Genomic DNA, 18,186 nt, shown 5'->3' on the forward strand with positions numbered 1-18,186 from the left:
TTCCTCACGCTGTTCGGCTGTTGCCTTGGGTTGGTTGATCACGATTGGGGTCCAGCTGCGACCCGAGCCGGTGGTGCGGTAGAGCTGCGACGAACCGACAAAACTTTGGGGCAGGTTGCCGGTCTGACCCGACACCGCGTAGCCAACTCATCACCACCAACGGTGCGCTCTCACCGCCAGGGCGCAGTAGCCGACCCGACCCGCTCGGCACGGGCACCGACGCGCTCGACGCCGCTCGTTTTGCGGAGTTGTGCCCCGCTAGTAACGGCGGTCTGTTTCCGCAGCCGCGTCATCTCGTTGTTCGAGCGAAACTCCCGAGATCATTGGGAGTTCAGGGGTGGGTCGGCTGATCTCGCACATGGCGAAACGCGTCTCTGATCTCGGACACCAGAAGATCCGGCTGTTCCAGGCCAGGGAAGTGTCCGCCGCGGTCCAGTTCGTGCCACGTGCGGAGGTCCTGGTAGCGCCGTTGCGCCCAGCGACGTGCGGTCGGCCAGGGATCGGCCGGGAACAACGAGCAGGCGGTGGGGGTGGTCACTGGTTGTGCGTTCTCGTCTTCCGCGCTGCGCGGTACCCACCTCATCGCCTCCCAGTACCACCGAGCAGTGGAGGCGCCGGTGCCGGTCAGCCAGTACAGCGCAATGTTGTCGACTTGCTTCGACACGCTCACACCACCACCGACCTCGGGCCGGGTGTCGGCGTAGGCGGCGAACTTCTCACCGAGCCATGCGGCCAGGCCGGCAGGTGAGTCGAGCAGAGAGTAGCCGAGCGTCTGCGGGCGCGTGCTCATCAGCATCCCGAAGCCGTAGCCGTCCGTCAGATGCACGTCACGCCTGTCCAGCAAACTCTGTTCCGCCGGGCCCGGTGCGATCCGGTCCTCCGGCAGGGGAGATGCCAACGGCGTCGTCAGGTGCAGGCCTGCGACGCGCTCAGGAGCAAGACGCGCCAGTTCGGTGCTCACAAAAGCACCCCAATCCCCGCCGTGCGCCCCGAAACGCTGGTAGCCAAGCACGGTCATCAACTCGGCCCACGCCCGCGCGGTGCGGCCCGGGTGCCAGCCCCGCTCACGTGGACGGTCACTGAACCCGAACCCCGGCAGCGCTGGTACGACCACGTGGAAGGCATCGCGTGCGGAACCGCCGTGAGCGACCGGATCGCTGAGCGGCCCGAGCACGTTCTCGAACTCAAGCACCGAGCCGGGCCAGCCATGTGTCATCAGTAGCGGCAGCGCTGTCGGTTCCGGTGAGCGAACATGCCAGAACGCGATACCCAAGCCGTCAAGACGTACCCGGTAATGCGGAATCGCGTTCCACTGGTCTTCCCTCGCGCGCCAGTCGTGCTGTCGCCACGCATCGAGCAACGTCGCCAGTTGCTGCAACTCGATTCCTTGCGTCGAGTCCGGCACGGTCTCGGGTTCGGGAAGCCGGACCCGGTCCAGGCGAGCCCGCAGATCAGCCAGGTCGTGATCAGGGACGTGAATAGCGAAGGGCTCGATTTCAGGCACCGTCGCCTCGCCCGAAGAGACATCGATCATGGAACAAAACCTAGGGACAGATTGTCACTGACCCAATGCACGAGATTGCGGTGCAACGGTCAAGAATTGCGATAGACCGAGGGGCGCGCTCCGGTGTGCCGCAAGAAGGAAGCCGACAGAGCGCCCGGGCTGGCGAAGCCACACCGCAGCCGCAATCTGGGCGATGGCCAGGTCGGTGTCGCGCAGCAGCCGCTTCGCCTCCTCGATCCGTAGCCGGGTGAGGAACCGGCTACGGTGTCACCCCGGTCGCCTCCTTGAAGACCCTGACGAAGTGGTAGACGCTGAGGTGCACCTCGCCGGCGATGTCAGCCAAGGTGACCGGATCGGCCAGCCGCTCGCGCATCATCGCGACGGCTGCACGGACGCGTGCATCCTCCCGCGTCAGCGTCCGAAGAGCCGCCCGTCGCGAATGGCGGGTGAGCAGGTGCGCGGCAAGGAAGGCGGCCGCGGACTCGGCATACAGATCATCGGCCTCGCTCAGGCAATCGACCGCTCGAACAGCCTCCTCGATCAGCGGGTCTCCCCCAGCCAAGGACGCGGCCATGGCCTCATAGTCCACCGCGCGACCGCCCAGTTGCACCGCGACCGAATCGACGGTGCCACGCGGGATGTGAACCTGCACGCTCCGCATCGACCCGTCCCCGCGATAACGGCGAAGGACGGGCTGATCCGGGATCCCCAGCTCAAGCCGTCCCGGTGCCCACGTGTAGCGGCTCCACCGGCCACCACTTCGCGCCTCCATCACCGCCCGTCCCGCGACCGGCAGCACCAGGTGCAGATCCGCTGCGCCTGGCAATTCCATGTCCTCGGCAACAGGGACATGCTCGAACCGCTGAACAAGCAAGGACTGCCAGCCGGCGTCCTCCCAGCTGCAATACGTGCGCCGAACGTAACGAGCCATGTCGAAACCGACATATGGCTGGAGATCGAAACGAGTGGAGTCGAACACCATGACATCGAGGTTACCGACGGGGGCGCCGAAGAGCGCTGGTGTCAAGCGTCCTGGCCTGCTCGCCGTGGTCGTGCCCGGCCACGACGATATTTCCGTCCCGCGGGTACTCGTCGATGTCCGTGACTATCTTGAGCTGCTGCGCGATAACGGGAACACGAAATCGCCGACCGCAAGGTCAACGGATGAGCGAGCTGACGGAACGGGCGAGCTGCACACCGCGCCCGCTCGCGCCGTCCGACTTCGACGCCGCCACCAGCAAGCCGAGTTCGCCACCGGATCCGACCCCGGCCCACAAGCCGGTCCAGCACCGGCATCGGTGACCGCACCACCCTGGTTCGCGCACGCCGCGTTGAGCGCGCTCTTCTGCCGCATCGCGCGCCTTGCGCGTGTTCGACGGACATTGCCTGGCCAGGTCTAGCACTGTGATCTACGACGTCGTCACCTCCGTTCGGGTCGGTCGGTGCGGCGGCGGCTGGCGAGGTCTGCGACACCGCTGTATGCGGTGAGCTGCTGTTTCAGGGCGGTGTTGGTGTGCTGTGGGTGCTGGTTCTCCAGCTCCAATCCGTGAACGACGCGGGCCGGTAGCTGTGTCAGGATCCGCAGGTCGTCGCGTTCGGCGCGGATGAAGCCAGATCCTGCTTCGCTTCTCGAAACGTTCTGCGACTCCAGAGGCCTGCGGGCGCTGATCATCGCCACGACAGCATGAGTGCGGCCGGTGGAGCCATGGAGGTGACCGGCGTCCAGGATCAGTTGTCTCGGGTCCTGCGGGCGCTGTCGCGAAGCTGGGCCACCGCGCGGGCGATGAGGTCGCTGCGTCGTCGATCCTGGCGGGCGTGGACGACGATGCGCCGCGAGACGGTGGGGCGAACCAGGGGCCTGGCGACGACTCCGTGGGGGAGCTCCGCAACGGCCAGGCGCGGCAGGACGGTGACACCGATGCCCGTCTCCACCAGTCGCAGCGCCGCCCTGTGGTCGTCCAAGCGAGCGGCATGGCGCGGCGTGAATCCGGCGGCCCCGCAAGCGGCCAAGATGATCTGTCCGATCGGGCTGTCGTAGATGTCGTGGTCTATCCAGGGCTCACCTTCGAGGTCCCGGAAAGCCAGTTCACGGGCATCGGCAAGGGGGTGGGCACCGGGGAGCACGGCGACGAGCTCCTCGATAGTGAGCTCATGACGCTGGTAGCCGTCAAGGTGTACTTCGACTCCGTTGGCGGGCTCAGTCCGGATGTCGAGGTCAGGTCGTCGTCGGCCGCGCCCGTCGACGGGTTCGTTGAGGCTGATCTCGACGGTGAGGTTCGGTTGGTGTTGGCGAACGGTCCGCACGACCTCTGGGATCCACCGCTCGGCCGCTGAAGCAAAGCAGGCGATTGCCAGATGCTGCGCCTGACCGCCCCGGAGGTCTGCAACGACTCGTTCAAGGCGTCCGAAGTCGGCGAGGAGCGACTGAGCTTGATCTGCCAAGTGCCGTGCGGCATCGGTGGCGCTGATACCGCGTCCTTGCTTCTCGAAAAGGACTAGTCCGGTTTCCTTCGCCAGGGCGGTCATGTGCTGGCTGATCGTCGCCGGAGAGTAGCTGAGGTTCCGCGCCGCTTTGTTGATCGACCCGGCTGCCAGGACTGCGCGCAAGATCGCGAGGCGTTGCGGGTTGAGCATGGCATCGATAGTAAGGCAATGCCGAATTATAAGGCGTATTTGTTTGCTTGTTACGAGTCTTGTCGTCGATCGAAGATGGCATCGAGCAGAAGATTCGCCGTCGTTCGGACGCGGTGAGAGAGGGTTGGCGATGGACACGACGTTTTGGGACGAGGCGGACCGCCTCCTGATCCGCTATGGAGCCGGCTTCACCCCGCGGGTCATCGAACGTGCCTCTGGTGTGTATGTCTTCGATCGCCAGGGCAGGCCGATTCTCGACTTCACCTCAGGACAGATGAGTTCCATCCTCGGCCATGCACACCCAGACATCGTGGCAACGGTTTCGTCCGCGGTTGCATCGCTGGACCACCTCTTCAGCGGCATGCTCAGCACTCCCGTGCTGGAGCTCGCCCAGAGGCTCACCGCGACCCTGCCCCCAACGCTCAGCAAGATGTTGCTGCTCACCACAGGAGCCGAGGCGAACGAGGCCGCTATCAAGATGGCCAAGCTCTCCACCGGCCGGTTTGAGATCATCTCCTTCGACCGCTCCTGGCACGGCATGACCCAAGGGGCCGCCGCCGCGACCTTCTCCGCGGGGCGGCGCGGCTACGGTCCGCCGACACCGGGAAATTTCGCGCTGCCCGCGCCGAATGCCTATCGTTCGCCGTTCCGATCCTCCGACGGGTCACACGACTGGGAGGCTGAGCTCGCCTACGGCTTTGCCATGGTCGACCGGCAATCCGCCGGGAGTCTCGCCGCCTGCCTCATCGAGCCCATCCTGTCGTCAGGCGGGATCATCGACCTGCCGGCCGGGTATCTGCGTCGCCTCAAAGAGATGTGTGACGAACGCGGGATGCTGCTCATCCTGGACGAGGCGCAGACCGGTCTCGGCCGTACCGGAGCGATGTACGCGTTCGAGCGCGACGGGGTCGCACCCGACATCCTGACGTTGTCGAAGACCTTGGGAGCCGGATTGCCTGTGGCGGCCGTCGTCACGACTGCCGAAATCGAGCAGGTCTGCCACGACCGGGGTTTCCTGTTCTACACCACCCACGTCTCCGACCCCTTGGCGGCTTCCGTCGCGCTGACGGTTCTTGACGTCATCGAGCGCGAGAACCTCACAGAGCGTGCTGCGACGCTAGGCGATCAGCTCACCGACCGGCTGCTGGCGCTTCGCGACAACTACGAAGTCGTCGGTGACGTTCGCGGCCGTGGCCTGCTCCAAGGTGTCGAGCTCGTCAAGGACAAGAAGAGCAAGGCGCCCGCCGACGCACTGGGCAACGCGATCACCTCGGCCTGTCTCGAACGAGGCCTGCACATGAACATCGTCCAGCTACCTGAGATGGGCGGTATCTTCCGCATCGCCCCGCCTCTCACGATCAGGGACGACGAACTACACACCGGCGTGGACATCATCGAGGCGTCTCTCAAAGCCGTGCTCGCCGCCGCCAGGTGATGTGAATCACTATCCCACGCCCGTCGCCGACGGCATTCACCAACTGGCGGGCCAGGACCTGTTTGGTCGCGAACGCCGAATCGTCCGGCACGCCCGCCTGTCGTCGACCGCAGGTTCTGTGCGGGAAGGCTCGCTGTTGACGCGAACAGACGGTCATCTCGCTGAGCTCACCGCTGGATCCCGCCGTGAGACTACCGACGAGGGCCGGCGCGCACGTGCACACGCGTCCCTTGCAGGCCGAACAGGATGAGAAGCTCGACCACGCCGCCGTCTGCACTGCCCAGCCAGTGTGGCAAGGACGTGTCGAACTCGGCTGCCTCACCGGCCGACAACGTCAGGTCGCGCTCGCCGAGCACCAGCCGCAGGCGACCGTTGAGCACGTACAGCCATTCGAAGCCTTCATGAGTCTGCGGGGTCGGTTCGAGCGGTTTCGGCTGAGCGGGGATGATCATCTTGAACGCCTGCGTACCGCCCGGCCGCCGGGACAACGGGACGAAGATCATCCCGAACCGCCGGATCGGCTTCAGGTGGATCCGGGGGTCGCCCGTGCGCGGGGCACCGACGAGGTCGTCCAACGGAACGTCGTAGGTACGGGCCAGCGGCAGCAGCAACTCCAGGGTCGCCCGGCGCTGCCCGCTCTCCAGCCGGGACAGGGTGCTCTCCGACACCCCGGTCGTCGCCGCGAGGTCTGCGAGGGTGATCCCCCGGTCGCGACGTAGCGCACGCAGCCGCGGCCCCACCGCGTCGAGCACGTCTTCCGTTTCGCCGTCCACGAGACCATCTTGCCAGAACAGCAAGAATCCGTGCCAGATCGCGGTGAGCCTGGCAAGACTGAGCGCGTCCCGACAGAAGGAGCCTCGATGAGCACCACCGATATGATCACGTTCTGGGACGGCGTCTACGCAGCCCGACCAGCAGCCACCGACCCGCAGCCGAACGACCGTCTCACCGAGACGATCACGGGCCTGCCGCCCGGCGACGCGTTGGACCTCGGATGCGGCGACGGCGGCGACGCGCTGTGGCTCGCCCGCCGGGGGTGGCACGTCACCGCCGTCGACCTCTCGGCCGTGGCGGTCGAGCGGCTCGCCGGCCTTGCCCGCTCACACGGCCTGGGCGACCGGGTCATCGCCGAGCGGCACGACCTGCACGAGTCCTTCCCGCAGGGCGGGTTCGACTTGATCTGCGCCCACTACCTGCACACCCCCTTCGACCTGGACAGAGCAACCGTCCTGCGCGCGGCCGCGCACGCGCTGCGCTTGGGCGGGCGGCTGCTGGTCGTCGACCACGGCTCGACCGCGCCGTGGTCATGGAACCAGGATCCCGAGGCCCATTACCCGACCCCACGGGAGGTCGCCGCGGGTATCGATCTGGACCCCGCGACGTGGATGGTCGAGCGGGCCGACGCACCCCGCCGGATCGCGACCGGACCGGGCGGGCGCACCGCCGAGGTCACCGACCACGTCCTGCTCATCCGCCGCCCCGCCTGACCCGGCGCCAGAGCCGCTCCCCCACGAAAGAGACCACCATGCCCACCGTCTCCCGCCGCAACCGCCGCCGCGACACTCCGCCGCCCCGGACCGGAAGCAGCGAGATCGAAACCCTGCGCGGCTTCCTCGACTACCTACGGACCTCGATTGCCGCCAAGGTCGACGGTGTCCCCGAACCGCAGGTCCGAAAAGCCGGAGTGCCGTCGGGCACGAACCTGCTCGGCCTGCTCAATCACCTTACTTTCGTCGAGCGCTCGACGTTCCTCGGGGACGAAGTCACCGACTGGCAGGCGACGTTCCAGGCCGCACCAGCGGACAGCGTGGCCGACGTCGTCGCCCGCTACCGAAAGACGGTCGAGCGCGCGAACGACGTTCTCGACGGGTGCACCGATCTCGGCGCACCGGTCCCCCGGCCGCGGCCGGAAAGACCCGCTCCCAGCATCCGCTGGGCACTCACCCACATGATCGAGGAGACCGGCCGCCACGCCGGCCACGCTGACATCCTCCGCGAACTGATCGACGGCGCGACCGGGCGCTGACTCCACCACCTTCTCCAGGACAGGAACCCATGATCACCGCAACACGGCCGTCGTCGCGCCGCTCCCTCCAATACGCGCGCATGGTGGCGACCGTCGCACTCACCCTCCTGCTCACGATCTGTACCGCGGCCTGCTCCACACCAGCCGCCGACGACGTTCCCCCCTACGCCGTCGCCACGCGGGACGACGCCCAGTTCACAAGCACCTTCCGGCACGAGTTCGCCGATGTCGACGGCGTCCGGATGCACTACGTGACCGGCGGAAGCGGCCCGCCAGTGGTGCTGATCCACGGTTGGCCGCAGACCTGGTACGGCTGGTGGCCGATCATGCCGGCGCTCGCCGAGCACCACACCGTCTACGCCGTCGACCTCCCCGGGCTGGGCGACAGCACCGGCTCCCCGACCGGCTACGACAAAGCCACTCTGGCGCGGTACGTGCACACCCTGATCGCCGATCGGCTCGGGGTGCGCGACGCCCGCGTCGTCGGGCACGACTTCGGCGCCGCGGTGGCGTTCCATTACGCCACCCAGTTCTCCGCCGACACCGCACGCCTCGGCTACCTCGACCTGCCGCTACCCGGGCCCGCGATCGATGCGTCCACATACCGCTCACTGAGCTGGCACATCGCCTTCCACTCCCAGCGCCGGATCCCCGAGACGGTGGTCAGCGACGACGTCCGCGAGTACCTGGCAATGTTCTACCCCCAGGTCTCGTTCGGCGGCACGGCGTTCGGCGGCACCTCAGATCGATCCCCGTTCACCGACGCCGAGATCAACGAATACGCACGGACCTACCGCCGGCCCGAGGCCCTGTCGGGCGGCTTCGAGCTCTACCGCGCCCTCGACAAGGACGTCCGCGACACCGTCGCAGCAGCACCGATACGTGTCCCGACCCTGCTCATGACCGCCCAGGGGCAGCTCAACCCGATTCGGGCCACCGCGGCCCCGCGAATGACCAACATCGTGCGCGCGGTGGATGTGCCGAACGCAGGGCACTGGCTCGTCGAGGAGAACCCCAAGTTCGTCACCGCGGAGCTGCTGCGCTTCCTCGACGGATGACCCCGCCCCCAGCTCTCGGGTACGCCGTCCGATCGATCGACGCCACCCGAAGCTCCGGAAACCGCCACCAACCAGCAGGAACGCCAAGATACCGTCCTCCCGATCGCGGGCTACCTCGGCCGCTTCGGCCTTCTCGACGAGGCGGCGGTTCTCCCTCGAATTTCAACGGGGCGCGTGGTTCCTGCGGCAAAGGAGGGATGTTGGTAAGAAGCGTGACGGCAGCCGTCCGGCAGCAACAGGCGCCCACGGTGTCAGCCACCGCGCCGGCCCGTCCATGCTCAGTTCGCCGACAGTGCTCAGTGCGTCAGCAGGTCGTCTAGTTCGGCCGCGAAGAGCAGGGCGGGGTCGAAGTCCATTCCGGCGAATTGGCCGGCGAGTTCCAGGGACAGGACGCCATGCAACCGGGTCCAGAAGCTCAGGGCCCGATGCAGGACCGCGGGCGGGGCGGGGTGGCTGCCCGCCCAGTCACGGTGGTCTGCCAGGTGTGCGTCGAACGGCGTCGCGGGACTGTCCGAGGGCAGCGCTGTGCAGGCGTCGAGCAGGACAGTCATGATCTCGGATGAGATGAGTGTGATGTCGTCGGGCGCGTGGTAGCCGGGGACGGGGGTGCCGTAGATGAGGAGGTACCGCTGGGGGTCCTCCAAGGCCCAGCCGCGCACGGCGTGTGCCAGCGCCGCCAGGTCAGCACCTGCGACGGCGGCCGAGTGGAGGGTGTCGGCGAGGCTTCGGTAGGCGTCCCTGATGAGTTCGGTGATCAGCTCGTCGCGGCTGGCGTAGTAGCGGTAGAGCGCGGGTCCGCTCATGCCCATCTGTTTGGCGATCGCATTGAGGGAGAGCGCGGAGGCCCCCGTCGTGGCGATCTGCGCCCACGCGTGTTCCTTGATCTCCGCGCGCACCTGCGTGCGGTAGCGCTCGCGGGGGGTCTTCGTGTCCATCTTCGCCATGATCTGCCGCCTTCCCCACCCGTGAAGCTACATCTTGAAGATTCAGTTAGAAGGTATCACGAATCTTATTGACCCTCCGTACCCGTGGCTGTTATAACTTCTAACGAAAGCAAGATGTTGTAGCCAATCGTGGGTGTGCGGCGCGGATCGCAGCCGTGCACCCGGCAGACGAAGGGAAACGCCATGACGACCGTGTCCACGTCACTCGCCCGCACTGGCCGGCCCACTCCGCTGGCGGTGACCGTCTCCTCCTGGGCGGTCCCCGTCATGGTGCTCGGCCAGTTCGCCCTGATGGCGATCGTCCCGGTCGCCATCGCGTTGGTCGGCGCTCTCCGCCACGCCCGCGACCGGACGGTCCGCTGGGCGGCCGCGCTTCTCGCCCTCACGTACGCGATCCCGCTCGTCATCTGGCTGACGCGGCCCGACGGCGCGCCGAGCCTGTCGAAGGACATCCACCCCGCGTTCGTCGGGTTGATCGTCGCCGCGTCCGCCGCACTCATCGTGGCCATCCTTCGAGCCCGCCGGCACTGATGGAGCGTGCCCGCCCCGGCACCCTCGCCTCCTACGGCAGCGCCTCTACCTCGTCCGGATCTGGCTGTGGCACGCCCTGCCCAAGCGGTGACGTCACCACCCCGATCGCCACCCGACTGCCCCCACAGCCGCGTCGCCGACGCCTGCGGCCGGCCGAATCCGGCACCGTCACCGGAACGGCCGTCCTGACCTCGTAGTGCCCGGCGACATCTACAGCAGCACCCCATCCCGGGCACCCGAGCGTTCGCTCCCGGTCCCCCGCAACGAAAGGAACACCATGTCCAGCAATGCCCCGTCGAACACGCGAACCGTCCACCCCAGGACCCGCACTCGCGTCGCCGCGCTCACGACGTCACTCGCCGTCGCCGGCGTCCTCGCAGGCAACATCCCGGCCGCACAGGCCGCCACCGCAGAGCCCCGCCCCACCCACCACGGTGGTGGACTCCAGTGTCGCGGCGCAGGCGTCGACCCCACCGCCAAGGTCCGCTACCGGACCAAGATCTTGATCAAGGCGCCGCTGAGCACCATCTGGAAACTGCAGACCGACGTGGAACGCTGGCCCACCTGGCAGAAGCCCGTGGCCAGCATGAAGCGCCTGGACCCAGGCCCGCTCCGCAAGAACTCGCAGTTCCAGTGGACCACCCCGGTGCCCGCCACTCCCGTCAGCCCGCCCACCACGCTGGTCATCACCTCCACCGTCCGCCAACTGCAGCACCACACGTGCATCCGCTGGACCGGGCCCGCGATCGGCAAAGGGCTGCGCATCGACCGGGGCGTCCACGTCTGGACCTTCACCAAGGTCAAGGACGGCATCCTCGTCCGCACCGAGGAGACCCATGCCGGCGACCAGATCGAAACTGACGTGCCCCTCGCCACCGACTTCCTCGGAAAAGGTCTCGAGGCCTGGCTGCGCGACCTGAAGACCACCGCCGAGGCCCGCACCGGCCACCAGCCACGCGGCCACCGCTGACACAGGACGACCACGGCCCGGGATCTGGACCGGGCTCTGGAACTCGTGGGCTCCGGCAATCCCGGAGCCCACGAGACGTAGCACCGAGAAGGGCCCTGCCGATCACCTCGCGAGCTTCCTCGGCGTAGCTGCTCCAGCGGCCCAGCGACAGGCCGGCAGGGTGATGCTGCGGCTGCGTACTGCAGGCGGCCCGCGGTGCCGTAGCAGCCCAGCAGCGGTGTCAGCCCTTGTAAGAGCCTGTGATTGCGCCCCTGGAATCGTGCTGTGACTGCCAACCGTGGATCAGTAGGTCGAACACTGTCTCCACCGCCGCGCGTGGATCGTGTCGGCCCTTGGCCAGGGTCGGGATTTGCAGGACGAACCGCGCGAGTGCTGAGCATGCGAGGTCGTCCGTCTCCCGGCCGAGTTCTTCCGCGATCACGGTGCCGAGGGTGGCCGCATGCCGCATCCACATACGCTCCGCGTGCTTGCTGAGCGCGGGCGTTTGGTCCACCAGTGCGGTGAACCGATGCAGACGCGGATCCGACGCGATCGACACCCAGGACTTCAGCGCGTGGGCGCGGAGCGCCTCGACCACGCCTTGGCCCGAGGGCCGTTCGCGGACGGCGGCGACCAGCTCCGCCTCGATGTCCTCGTCGCGGTCGAAGACCAGTGCCTCCTTGCTCGGGAAGTGAGCGAAGAGGGTCGTCGTCGATACGTCGGCCCTTTCGGCGATGTCGCGGACGCTCACTTGTTCGAAACCCTGCTTCAGGAAGAGCTCCAGGGCGGCATCGGCGATGGCCTGCCTCGTCGCGGCCTTCTTGCGCTCGCGACGGCCAACGGTCGGAGAGTCGGGCATGGCGTCACTGTATCCCACAACTGGAACGGAGCCGAAACTGTAACGGTTGCACTTATGGACTCGTTTCTCGTTTGGTGGCCTCCGAAGGGGTTGCCGCCCCGTGGGGGCGCGGCACCGGTCATCGCCGCGCCATGGCACCACCGGGCACCCCGCCCGACGAAAGGAATCCACCGTGGACTCTCCGACGCCCGCAAACGCGCGGATCAGCATCATCGGTGCCGGCCCGGGAGGCCTCACGTGTGCACGCATCCTGCAGCAGCACGGCATTCCGGTGACGGTGTACGACCGCGCTCCGGATGTGCACTCCCGCAACCAGGGAGGCTCGCTCGACCTGCACGAGGAAGACGGCCAACTCGCACTCCGTGAAGCGGGCCTGCTGGAGGAGTTCTTCGCGCTCGCCAGGTTCGAGGGTCAGGAAATGCGCCAGATGGACCCGGCGGGGAGCGTCCTTGCCCACCATGTGCCGGAGGAGGGCGAAACGGTCAGTCCTGAGATCGACCGCGGACAGCTTCGCGATCTCCTGCTGCGCTCACTCGCTGCGGGGACGGTTCAGTGGGGACGCACTCTCGAATCAGTGGGCGGACCGGCCGACCGCACGTTGACGTTCACCGACGGGACGGCTGTTGAGGGGGATCTCGTGATCGGTGCGGACGGCGCCTTCTCCCGCGTCCGCACCGCGGTGTCACCCGCGACACCGCGCTACACCGGGGTCAACTTCCTCGAGGCATGGTTCGACGACATGGAGAACGCGCACCCCGAGCTTTCCGGACTGGTCGGGAAGGGCAGCGCCCATGCCGCCGACGGGGAGCGCGGTCTCTTCGCTCAGCGGAACAGCGGCGGCCACATGCGCGTCTACATCATGCAGCGCGTCCCCGTGGACTGGATCGCGGCGAACGGGCTTCGTCCCGAGGACACCCAGGGCATCCGCGCGCATCTGCTCCGCGAGTACGCGGCCTGGTCACCGCAGATGCTTCGAATGATCACCGACAACGACGGCGCCTATGTCGATCGTCCGATCTTCGCCCTGCCGGTGCCGCATACATGGGAGCACTCGCCCAGCGTGACGCTCCTGGGAGATGCCGCACACCTCATGCCACCGCTGGGTGTCGGCGTCAACCTCGCCATGCTCGACGCCAGTGAACTCGCGCTCGCACTCGTTAACTCCTCCACCATCGACGACGCCGTACACAGCTACGAGAAATCGATGCTCCCACGCTCGGCCGAAATGGCCCAGATGCTCGAACACGGCGCCGAGTCCCTTCTGTCCGTGCCCGACGCCGACGAGATCGCGCAGTTCGGTCAAGCCCAGCACTGACGTGCGCTTCGCCCCCCTGGGCGTATCACCTCCCCCATGACCCGCGCCCTGACCTGCCGCGCAGGGGCAGCACGACAAACCGCATGCTGTCGAGATGCCCGGTGGGCACACCCGGCGGCAGCCACGGCGCGAGCGCCACGACGCGGCGCACCTGAGGGTGAGCCGCCGCCCGCGGGGCCGCCCGGCTTCCACGGAATGCCTGAACAGGACGACGGGCACGTCGCCGACGAGCCGGCCGAGTTCGATCAGCGCCCGGCATGCGTCCTGGGCCGGGTCGCCCTGGTTCCAGCCGCGGTGCTGGTTACGCTGAGGACGTCGTTCAGCGGGTGCCACCGAAAACGGATCTTGCTACAGGACTGACGACGTCCCAAGATCAGCGACAGAGCGGGCACGGAGTACAGGGTCATGGAGAGCATGGCGGGGTCGGTGACGGTGCGTTCGACCTCGCCGGTTGTGGTGTGTTCAGATGGTCGGCTTCAGGTGCCGGCTCAGCACCTCGGCCTCCGCGCGGAGCCGTTCGGCGAGGTCGTCGCGGCCCAGCCGCTCGTACTCCTGCGCGGCGACCGAGCGCTCCCGTACTTCCTTCTCGACGATCGACAGCAGATCGGCCTCGGTGAGGTGACGACGTTCTGTGTCGGCGGCGCCCATGCCGGCGGTCGATCCTGCGATGTGTTCGTTCCCGGTGACCTCCTTCTCCGGGGCGCTGGGCGACGGGGGGTCGACCGGGACGGCTTCGGCGTTCTCGATCGCCGCCAGGGCGGAGCGGAGTGCTGTGATCGCGATGTGGTCGCGGGCCTTGAGAGCGGTTTTCAGGTTGTCGCGCAGGTTGGCGCGCATGTGCCGAACTCCTGATCCGGTGAGGGGATGGCGTCGAGCCGCTGTACCGGCGGGGTGACGGTAGCAGTACGGCTGTACGATAGCGGGGTGCCGCGGGTTGCCGATCATGATCAGCGTCGCGTCCAGATCGCACGGGCATTCCAGCGTCTGCTCGCCGCGGAGGGGGTGGCCGGCGTCTCGTTCTCCCGCGTGGCGGCAGAGGCCGGGGTTTCGGTTGGGCTTATTCAGCACTACTTCGCTGGTAAGGATGAGCTGCTCCGCTTCGCCTACGACGACGCCGCGCGTCGCATGAGCGAGCGGGTGCGGATGCGCGTCAATGAGGGTTCGGCCGCCGGTCTCCAGGTCGCGCAGGTACTGCTCGACAGCCTTGTCGAGCTGTTGCCGCTGGACGAGGAGCGGGAGGTCGAGTATCGCGTCCGGCAGGCCCTTTCGGCTCAGGCACTACATCATCCTGGTCTCGCCGATGTCGCCCGGCGGGCAGGCGGTGACCTGCTCGGACACGTCACGATGGCGGTCGAGAACGGCAGAATGCGCGGTGAGGTCGATTCCGGTGTGGACGCCGTGCTCGCCGCCCGCATGATCCTCGCGACCCTGCAAGGCCTGGCCGATCAGGTCGCATTGTCGGGTGCGAACGCGTTCTCGGCGCTCGACGTATTGCGCCCGGTCGTCGCCACGGTGTTCGCCGGGCGTGGCGACGCTCACGATCACTGCCTCCCCTGACTGCGATACGCCGCGCAAGGGACTCCTTTCACAGCAATACGGTCATACTGCTATCGTAGCAATATGATCGTATTGCTACGGAGTTTTGGTGCTGTCGCCAGGACGGCGTTCGACCGGAAACCTGCGACGCTGGCACGAACCATGCCCCGCACAGCGACCGGGGAGTTCACACGATGACCCAACACGTGACCGTACGGCTGAGCAGTGGTGCCATCCGTGGTGACCGGCTTGACGGCCATCTCTCGTTCCGGGGGATCCCTTATGCCGAGGCCCCGATCGGAGACCGGCGATGGCGGCCGCCCGCGCCGGTCGAACCATGGTCCGGGGTCCGAGACGCGACCGTGCCAGGAAACCCGGCGCCGCAGTTGGCCCAGTCGTTCGCGGACATCACCTCCGTGGACGAGGACTGTCTGACGCTCGACGTCACCGTGCCGGAGACCCAGGGCATCGGGCGCCCGGTGATGGTATGGCTGCACGGCGGCGGCGGGACGAACGGGAGCGCCGCGGCCTATGATGCCCACCGGCTAGCCGTAACCGGCGACGTCGTTGTCGTGGCACCGAACTTCCGGCTCGCCGTGTTCGGGTGCTTCGGCTATCCGGGTCTCGCCGACAGCGGCACCTTCGGTCTGCAGGACCAGCAGGCCGTACTGCGCTGGGTGCAGCGGGAAATCGCGCAGTTCGGCGGCGACCCGGCGAATGTGACCCTGGTCGGAGAATCGTACGGGGCCCTCATGATCGCGGCGCACCTCGTGTCACCCGCATCGGCAGGGCTGTTCCACCGCGCGATCCTGCAGAGCGCGTTCTCAGTACTGGGCACGACGCCGACACACACCTTCATTCCCGGTGTTCCGGCGCTCCCGCCGAGGTGGTCCCCGATGGCCGAACTGGAGCAGTTCGGCGCCGCCATCGCGGCCGAGCGCGGTTGGGTCACGCCGGGCAGTGATCCCGAGTCGGCGCTCGCGCAGCTCCGGCGGGTTCCGGTGACAGACCTGCTCCAGGCATCGGACTCCTTCATCCGGCCCGCCTTCGGCGGGATCACCCTGCCAGAGTCACCCTCGACGGCGATACCCGCCGGGCGCTTCCACCGGATACCGCTGATGCTGGGCACCACGCGCGACGAGGCACGTTTCTTCGTCGGGCTCTTCGCCGACCTCGCCGGCAACCCGGTCACAGCCGAAAGCTACCCGCGACTGATGGCCGAGGCGTTCGGTGACTCGGCTGATCAAGTCGCCGCCCGGTACCCACTCGACGGCTTCCCGACACCGAGCCTCGCCTGGGCCCAGATCGCCACGGACCGAGCCTGGGCGCGACCGACCTGGGAACTGGGCCGCGCCTTCGCCGCGCACACCGACACCTGGTTCTACGAGTTCGCCGACCGGGCCGCCCCACCGCTCGTGCCTCTCCCCGGGTTCCCAACCGGCGCCCAGCATTCGAGCGCCCTCGCGTACCAATTCGACTTTCCCGGCGGTACGTCGCTGTCGGCGGAACAACGCGAGTTCGCCGACCGGATGAACCAGTACTGGACGACCTTCGCCGGCCACGGCGATCCCGCCCGCGCGGACCTGCCGGACTGGCCCGACGTCAGCACCGGTCACGTCCAATCCCTGGCACCCGAACGGATCGGTGGCACGGACTACGTGGCCGAGCACAGCCTCGACTTCTGGGCACGAATGCCCTGACCTCTCCGGCGGTAGTTGTCCTTCATTAGGCGGCCCGGGGAGCAGGGGGACCTCAGAGAACACGCTTGTCGAAGACTGTGGAGAGGCTGAGGTCCAAGGCGCGGGAGATCCCGGTGTTGTCGAGGCCGGTGGCCATCAGACGGCACACCTCGACCTCGCGGGGCGTGGGTTTGCCAACAGTATCGATGCACTGTTCGCCGACTCGCAGCGCGCTCAACCGGCACCTACCGGGTCGCCGTCGACGGCCGGCACGGGCCGCCACCCGTCAGTTCCAGGCCGACCGGAGGCTGGTCGTCGCCTTGGACAAGACCATCCAGGCGAACGGCGACGCCCAGGCCCTGTTCTGGGTTCGGATCATGCGTTTGAGGACTCGCCCGCACAGTGCTCTCCGGTCGAGGCGCACGAGGCGTGGCGCGTGAAGCCGTCGACCTGGCGGCCCTCCGGGGTGATCCAGCCCTGGGCAATCTGCTGCTCGCGGGGGATGCGCCGTTGCAGCGGGGTGAGGATGCTGCCCGGGTGCACCGCGAAGGCATGCACGCCACCGGCCGCGCCGAGGGCGTCGAGATGGACGGCGAACAGGGCGTTGGCCGTCTTGGACTGCCCGTAGGCGAGCCAGTGGTCGTAGCCGTGGCGGAAGTGCGGGTCGTCCCAGCGGATGTCCGACAGGAAGTGCCCGGACGAGGCGACGGACACCACTCGCGCCCCGGTAGGGGCCAGGGCCGGGCGCAGGCGGTTGACCAGGGCGTAGTGCCCGAGGTGGTTGATGGCGAAGTGCGCTTCCCAACCTGGACCGATGAGCGTGTTCGGGTAGGCCATGACACCCGCGTTGTCGATGACGATGTCGAGGGGCCGGCCGGTCTCCAGGAACCGGTCACTGAACATCCGGATGCTGTCGGGGTCTGCCAGGTCGAGTTCCCGCACCTCCGTCCGCGGAATGCCGCACAGCGCCTCCGTCGCCACGGCAGGACGGCGAGCGGGCACGATGACGTGCGCCCCGGCGCGGGCCAGCGCGCTCGTGGCCTCTAGCCCAAGCCCTGAGTAGCCGCCGGTGATCAGGACGTTCTTGCCGGACAGCTCGATGCCGGCCAGGACTTCGTCCGCCGTGCTGTGCGCGTTGAATCCCGAGCCGATCTTGTGTTGCGTGATTGCCATGTACTCGACGTTAAAATCTAGAGTGCGATCTAGGTCAAGCTATGGCGGTGCGGCATGAGCAGGAACGCGGACGGCCTTTCCATCGGAGACGTCGCGAAGGCGACCGGCCTGGGCGTGCACGCCTTGCGGTTCTTCGAACGTGAGGAGCTCTTCATCCGTCCGATTCCGCGCACGGCCGGAGGGCAGCGCGTTTACGAACCGGCGGACGTGGAGTGGCTCCTGTTGTGCAACCGGCTGCGAGAATCCGGCATGCCCATCGCCACCCTGAAGAGGTTCGCTCGGCTTGTCCGATCCGGTCCGGGCAACGAGGCGGAGCGGCTCGCGCTCCTGGAGGAGCACGAAAGAACCGTCCAGGACAGGATCGCCAATTTGACGGCCAGCCTGGAGATCATCCATGGCAAGGTCGTCACCTATCGCAAGCACGTCGAGGAGGGAACCGCGGCCGGACTCTGGTCGCCGACACCCTCCGCATAGCCGTGGCCACGCTGTCTTTCGGACGTTTCTTCCGTACGTCCTCCACGGTGTCCACCGGCGCTTACAGGC

Annotated in this window: 21 protein-coding genes; 11 read left to right on the forward strand and 10 right to left on the reverse strand. The window is 67.5% G+C overall.

The features are described from left to right. Positions 1-331: 331 nt before the first annotated feature. A complete protein-coding gene (locus AB0B45_RS44745) occupies positions 332-1,534 on the reverse strand; it encodes an epoxide hydrolase family protein (protein ID WP_358143968.1) in 1,203 nt (400 codons plus the stop codon). 229 nt (positions 1,535-1,763) lie between these two features. Further along, positions 1,764-2,486, reverse strand: coding sequence for a helix-turn-helix transcriptional regulator (locus AB0B45_RS44750; RefSeq protein ID WP_358143971.1), 723 nt, complete (start codon positions 2,484-2,486; stop codon positions 1,764-1,766). A gap of 182 nt (positions 2,487-2,668) precedes the next feature. On the opposite strand from AB0B45_RS44750, the gene AB0B45_RS44755 reads away from it, so the two are divergent. After that, the gene (locus AB0B45_RS44755) at positions 2,669-2,806 is read left to right on the forward strand and encodes a hypothetical protein (RefSeq protein WP_358143973.1); all 138 of its coding nucleotides are present in this window, start codon (positions 2,669-2,671) and stop codon (positions 2,804-2,806) included. Between the two features lie 118 nt (positions 2,807-2,924). On the opposite strand, the gene AB0B45_RS44760 is transcribed toward AB0B45_RS44755, so the two are convergent. After that, complete coding sequence (locus AB0B45_RS44760) at positions 2,925-3,176, reverse strand: hypothetical protein (protein WP_358143976.1); 252 nt, start codon at positions 3,174-3,176, stop codon at positions 2,925-2,927. 56 nt (positions 3,177-3,232) lie between these two features. Then, a complete protein-coding gene (locus AB0B45_RS44765; RefSeq protein WP_358143977.1) occupies positions 3,233-4,138 on the reverse strand; it encodes a LysR family transcriptional regulator in 906 nt (301 codons plus the stop codon). A gap of 130 nt (positions 4,139-4,268) precedes the next feature. On the opposite strand from AB0B45_RS44765, the gene AB0B45_RS44770 reads away from it, so the two are divergent. Beyond that, on the forward strand, positions 4,269-5,573 hold the full coding sequence (locus AB0B45_RS44770; RefSeq protein ID WP_358143979.1) for an aspartate aminotransferase family protein: 1,305 nt from the start codon (positions 4,269-4,271) through the stop codon (positions 5,571-5,573). Positions 5,574-5,764: 191 nt separating this feature from the next. On the opposite strand, the gene AB0B45_RS44775 is transcribed toward AB0B45_RS44770, so the two are convergent. Continuing rightward, entirely contained in the window at positions 5,765-6,346 is a 582-nt protein-coding gene (locus AB0B45_RS44775) for an XRE family transcriptional regulator (protein WP_358143981.1), read from the reverse strand. A gap of 87 nt (positions 6,347-6,433) precedes the next feature. Here AB0B45_RS44775 and AB0B45_RS44780 point away from each other — a divergent pair, with 87 nt between their 5' ends. The 3 genes from AB0B45_RS44780 to AB0B45_RS44790 all read left to right on the forward strand — a co-directional run bounded on the left by AB0B45_RS44780 (position 6,434) and on the right by AB0B45_RS44790 (position 8,657). Then, positions 6,434-7,060: a class I SAM-dependent methyltransferase gene (locus tag AB0B45_RS44780; RefSeq protein WP_358143983.1), complete on the forward strand. Its 627-nt coding sequence runs from the start codon at positions 6,434-6,436 to the stop codon at positions 7,058-7,060. Positions 7,061-7,098: 38 nt separating this feature from the next. Continuing rightward, positions 7,099-7,599 (forward strand): DinB family protein, encoded by a 501-nt coding sequence (locus AB0B45_RS44785; RefSeq protein ID WP_358143984.1) that lies wholly within the window; start codon positions 7,099-7,101, stop codon positions 7,597-7,599. A gap of 80 nt (positions 7,600-7,679) precedes the next feature. Continuing rightward, complete coding sequence (locus AB0B45_RS44790) at positions 7,680-8,657, forward strand: alpha/beta hydrolase (protein WP_358143986.1); 978 nt, start codon at positions 7,680-7,682, stop codon at positions 8,655-8,657. 296 nt (positions 8,658-8,953) lie between these two features. On the opposite strand, the gene AB0B45_RS44795 is transcribed toward AB0B45_RS44790, so the two are convergent. Next, positions 8,954-9,592, reverse strand: a complete 639-nt coding sequence (locus tag AB0B45_RS44795; protein WP_358143989.1) for a TetR/AcrR family transcriptional regulator — start codon at positions 9,590-9,592, stop codon at positions 8,954-8,956. A gap of 192 nt (positions 9,593-9,784) precedes the next feature. Between AB0B45_RS44795 and AB0B45_RS44800 the strand changes: the two genes are divergently transcribed. Together AB0B45_RS44800 and AB0B45_RS44805 are read left to right on the forward strand one after the other, a co-directional pair. After that, entirely contained in the window at positions 9,785-10,132 is a 348-nt protein-coding gene (locus AB0B45_RS44800; protein ID WP_358143991.1) for a hypothetical protein, read from the forward strand. A 277-nt stretch (positions 10,133-10,409) separates the two neighbouring features. Beyond that, positions 10,410-11,102 carry an SRPBCC family protein gene (locus AB0B45_RS44805; protein ID WP_358143994.1) on the forward strand — a complete coding sequence of 231 codons (693 nt, stop codon included), beginning with the start codon at positions 10,410-10,412 and terminating at the stop codon, positions 11,100-11,102. A 220-nt stretch (positions 11,103-11,322) separates the two neighbouring features. Here the strand turns inward: AB0B45_RS44805 and AB0B45_RS44810 are convergent, their stop codons facing one another. Next, the gene (locus AB0B45_RS44810; RefSeq protein WP_358143996.1) at positions 11,323-11,940 is read right to left on the reverse strand and encodes a TetR/AcrR family transcriptional regulator; all 618 of its coding nucleotides are present in this window, start codon (positions 11,938-11,940) and stop codon (positions 11,323-11,325) included. Positions 11,941-12,112: 172 nt separating this feature from the next. Between AB0B45_RS44810 and AB0B45_RS44815 the strand changes: the two genes are divergently transcribed. Beyond that, complete coding sequence (locus AB0B45_RS44815; protein WP_358143998.1) at positions 12,113-13,255, forward strand: NAD(P)/FAD-dependent oxidoreductase; 1,143 nt, start codon at positions 12,113-12,115, stop codon at positions 13,253-13,255. Between the two features lie 462 nt (positions 13,256-13,717). Here AB0B45_RS44815 and AB0B45_RS44820 read toward each other — a convergent pair whose 3' ends face one another. Next, positions 13,718-14,092: a GatB/YqeY domain-containing protein gene (locus AB0B45_RS44820; RefSeq protein WP_358144000.1), complete on the reverse strand. Its 375-nt coding sequence runs from the start codon at positions 14,090-14,092 to the stop codon at positions 13,718-13,720. An 87-nt stretch (positions 14,093-14,179) separates the two neighbouring features. Here AB0B45_RS44820 and AB0B45_RS44825 point away from each other — a divergent pair, with 87 nt between their 5' ends. Beyond that, complete coding sequence (locus tag AB0B45_RS44825; RefSeq protein ID WP_358144001.1) at positions 14,180-14,812, forward strand: TetR/AcrR family transcriptional regulator; 633 nt, start codon at positions 14,180-14,182, stop codon at positions 14,810-14,812. Between the two features lie 185 nt (positions 14,813-14,997). After that, positions 14,998-16,491 carry a carboxylesterase family protein gene (locus AB0B45_RS44830; RefSeq protein ID WP_358144004.1) on the forward strand — a complete coding sequence of 498 codons (1,494 nt, stop codon included), beginning with the start codon at positions 14,998-15,000 and terminating at the stop codon, positions 16,489-16,491. A 52-nt stretch (positions 16,492-16,543) separates the two neighbouring features. On the opposite strand, the gene AB0B45_RS44835 is transcribed toward AB0B45_RS44830, so the two are convergent. Further along, on the reverse strand, positions 16,544-16,708 hold the full coding sequence (locus AB0B45_RS44835) for a LuxR C-terminal-related transcriptional regulator (protein WP_358144006.1): 165 nt from the start codon (positions 16,706-16,708) through the stop codon (positions 16,544-16,546). Between the two features lie 137 nt (positions 16,709-16,845). Continuing rightward, the gene (locus tag AB0B45_RS44840; RefSeq protein WP_358144007.1) at positions 16,846-17,643 is read right to left on the reverse strand and encodes an SDR family NAD(P)-dependent oxidoreductase; all 798 of its coding nucleotides are present in this window, start codon (positions 17,641-17,643) and stop codon (positions 16,846-16,848) included. Positions 17,644-17,697: 54 nt separating this feature from the next. Between AB0B45_RS44840 and AB0B45_RS44845 the strand changes: the two genes are divergently transcribed. Next, entirely contained in the window at positions 17,698-18,117 is a 420-nt protein-coding gene (locus AB0B45_RS44845) for a MerR family transcriptional regulator (RefSeq protein WP_358144009.1), read from the forward strand. Positions 18,118-18,186 lie beyond the last annotated feature (69 nt).

The organism is Nonomuraea sp. NPDC049152 (assembly GCF_040648355.1).
Classification (GTDB): domain Bacteria; phylum Actinomycetota; class Actinomycetes; order Streptosporangiales; family Streptosporangiaceae; genus Nonomuraea.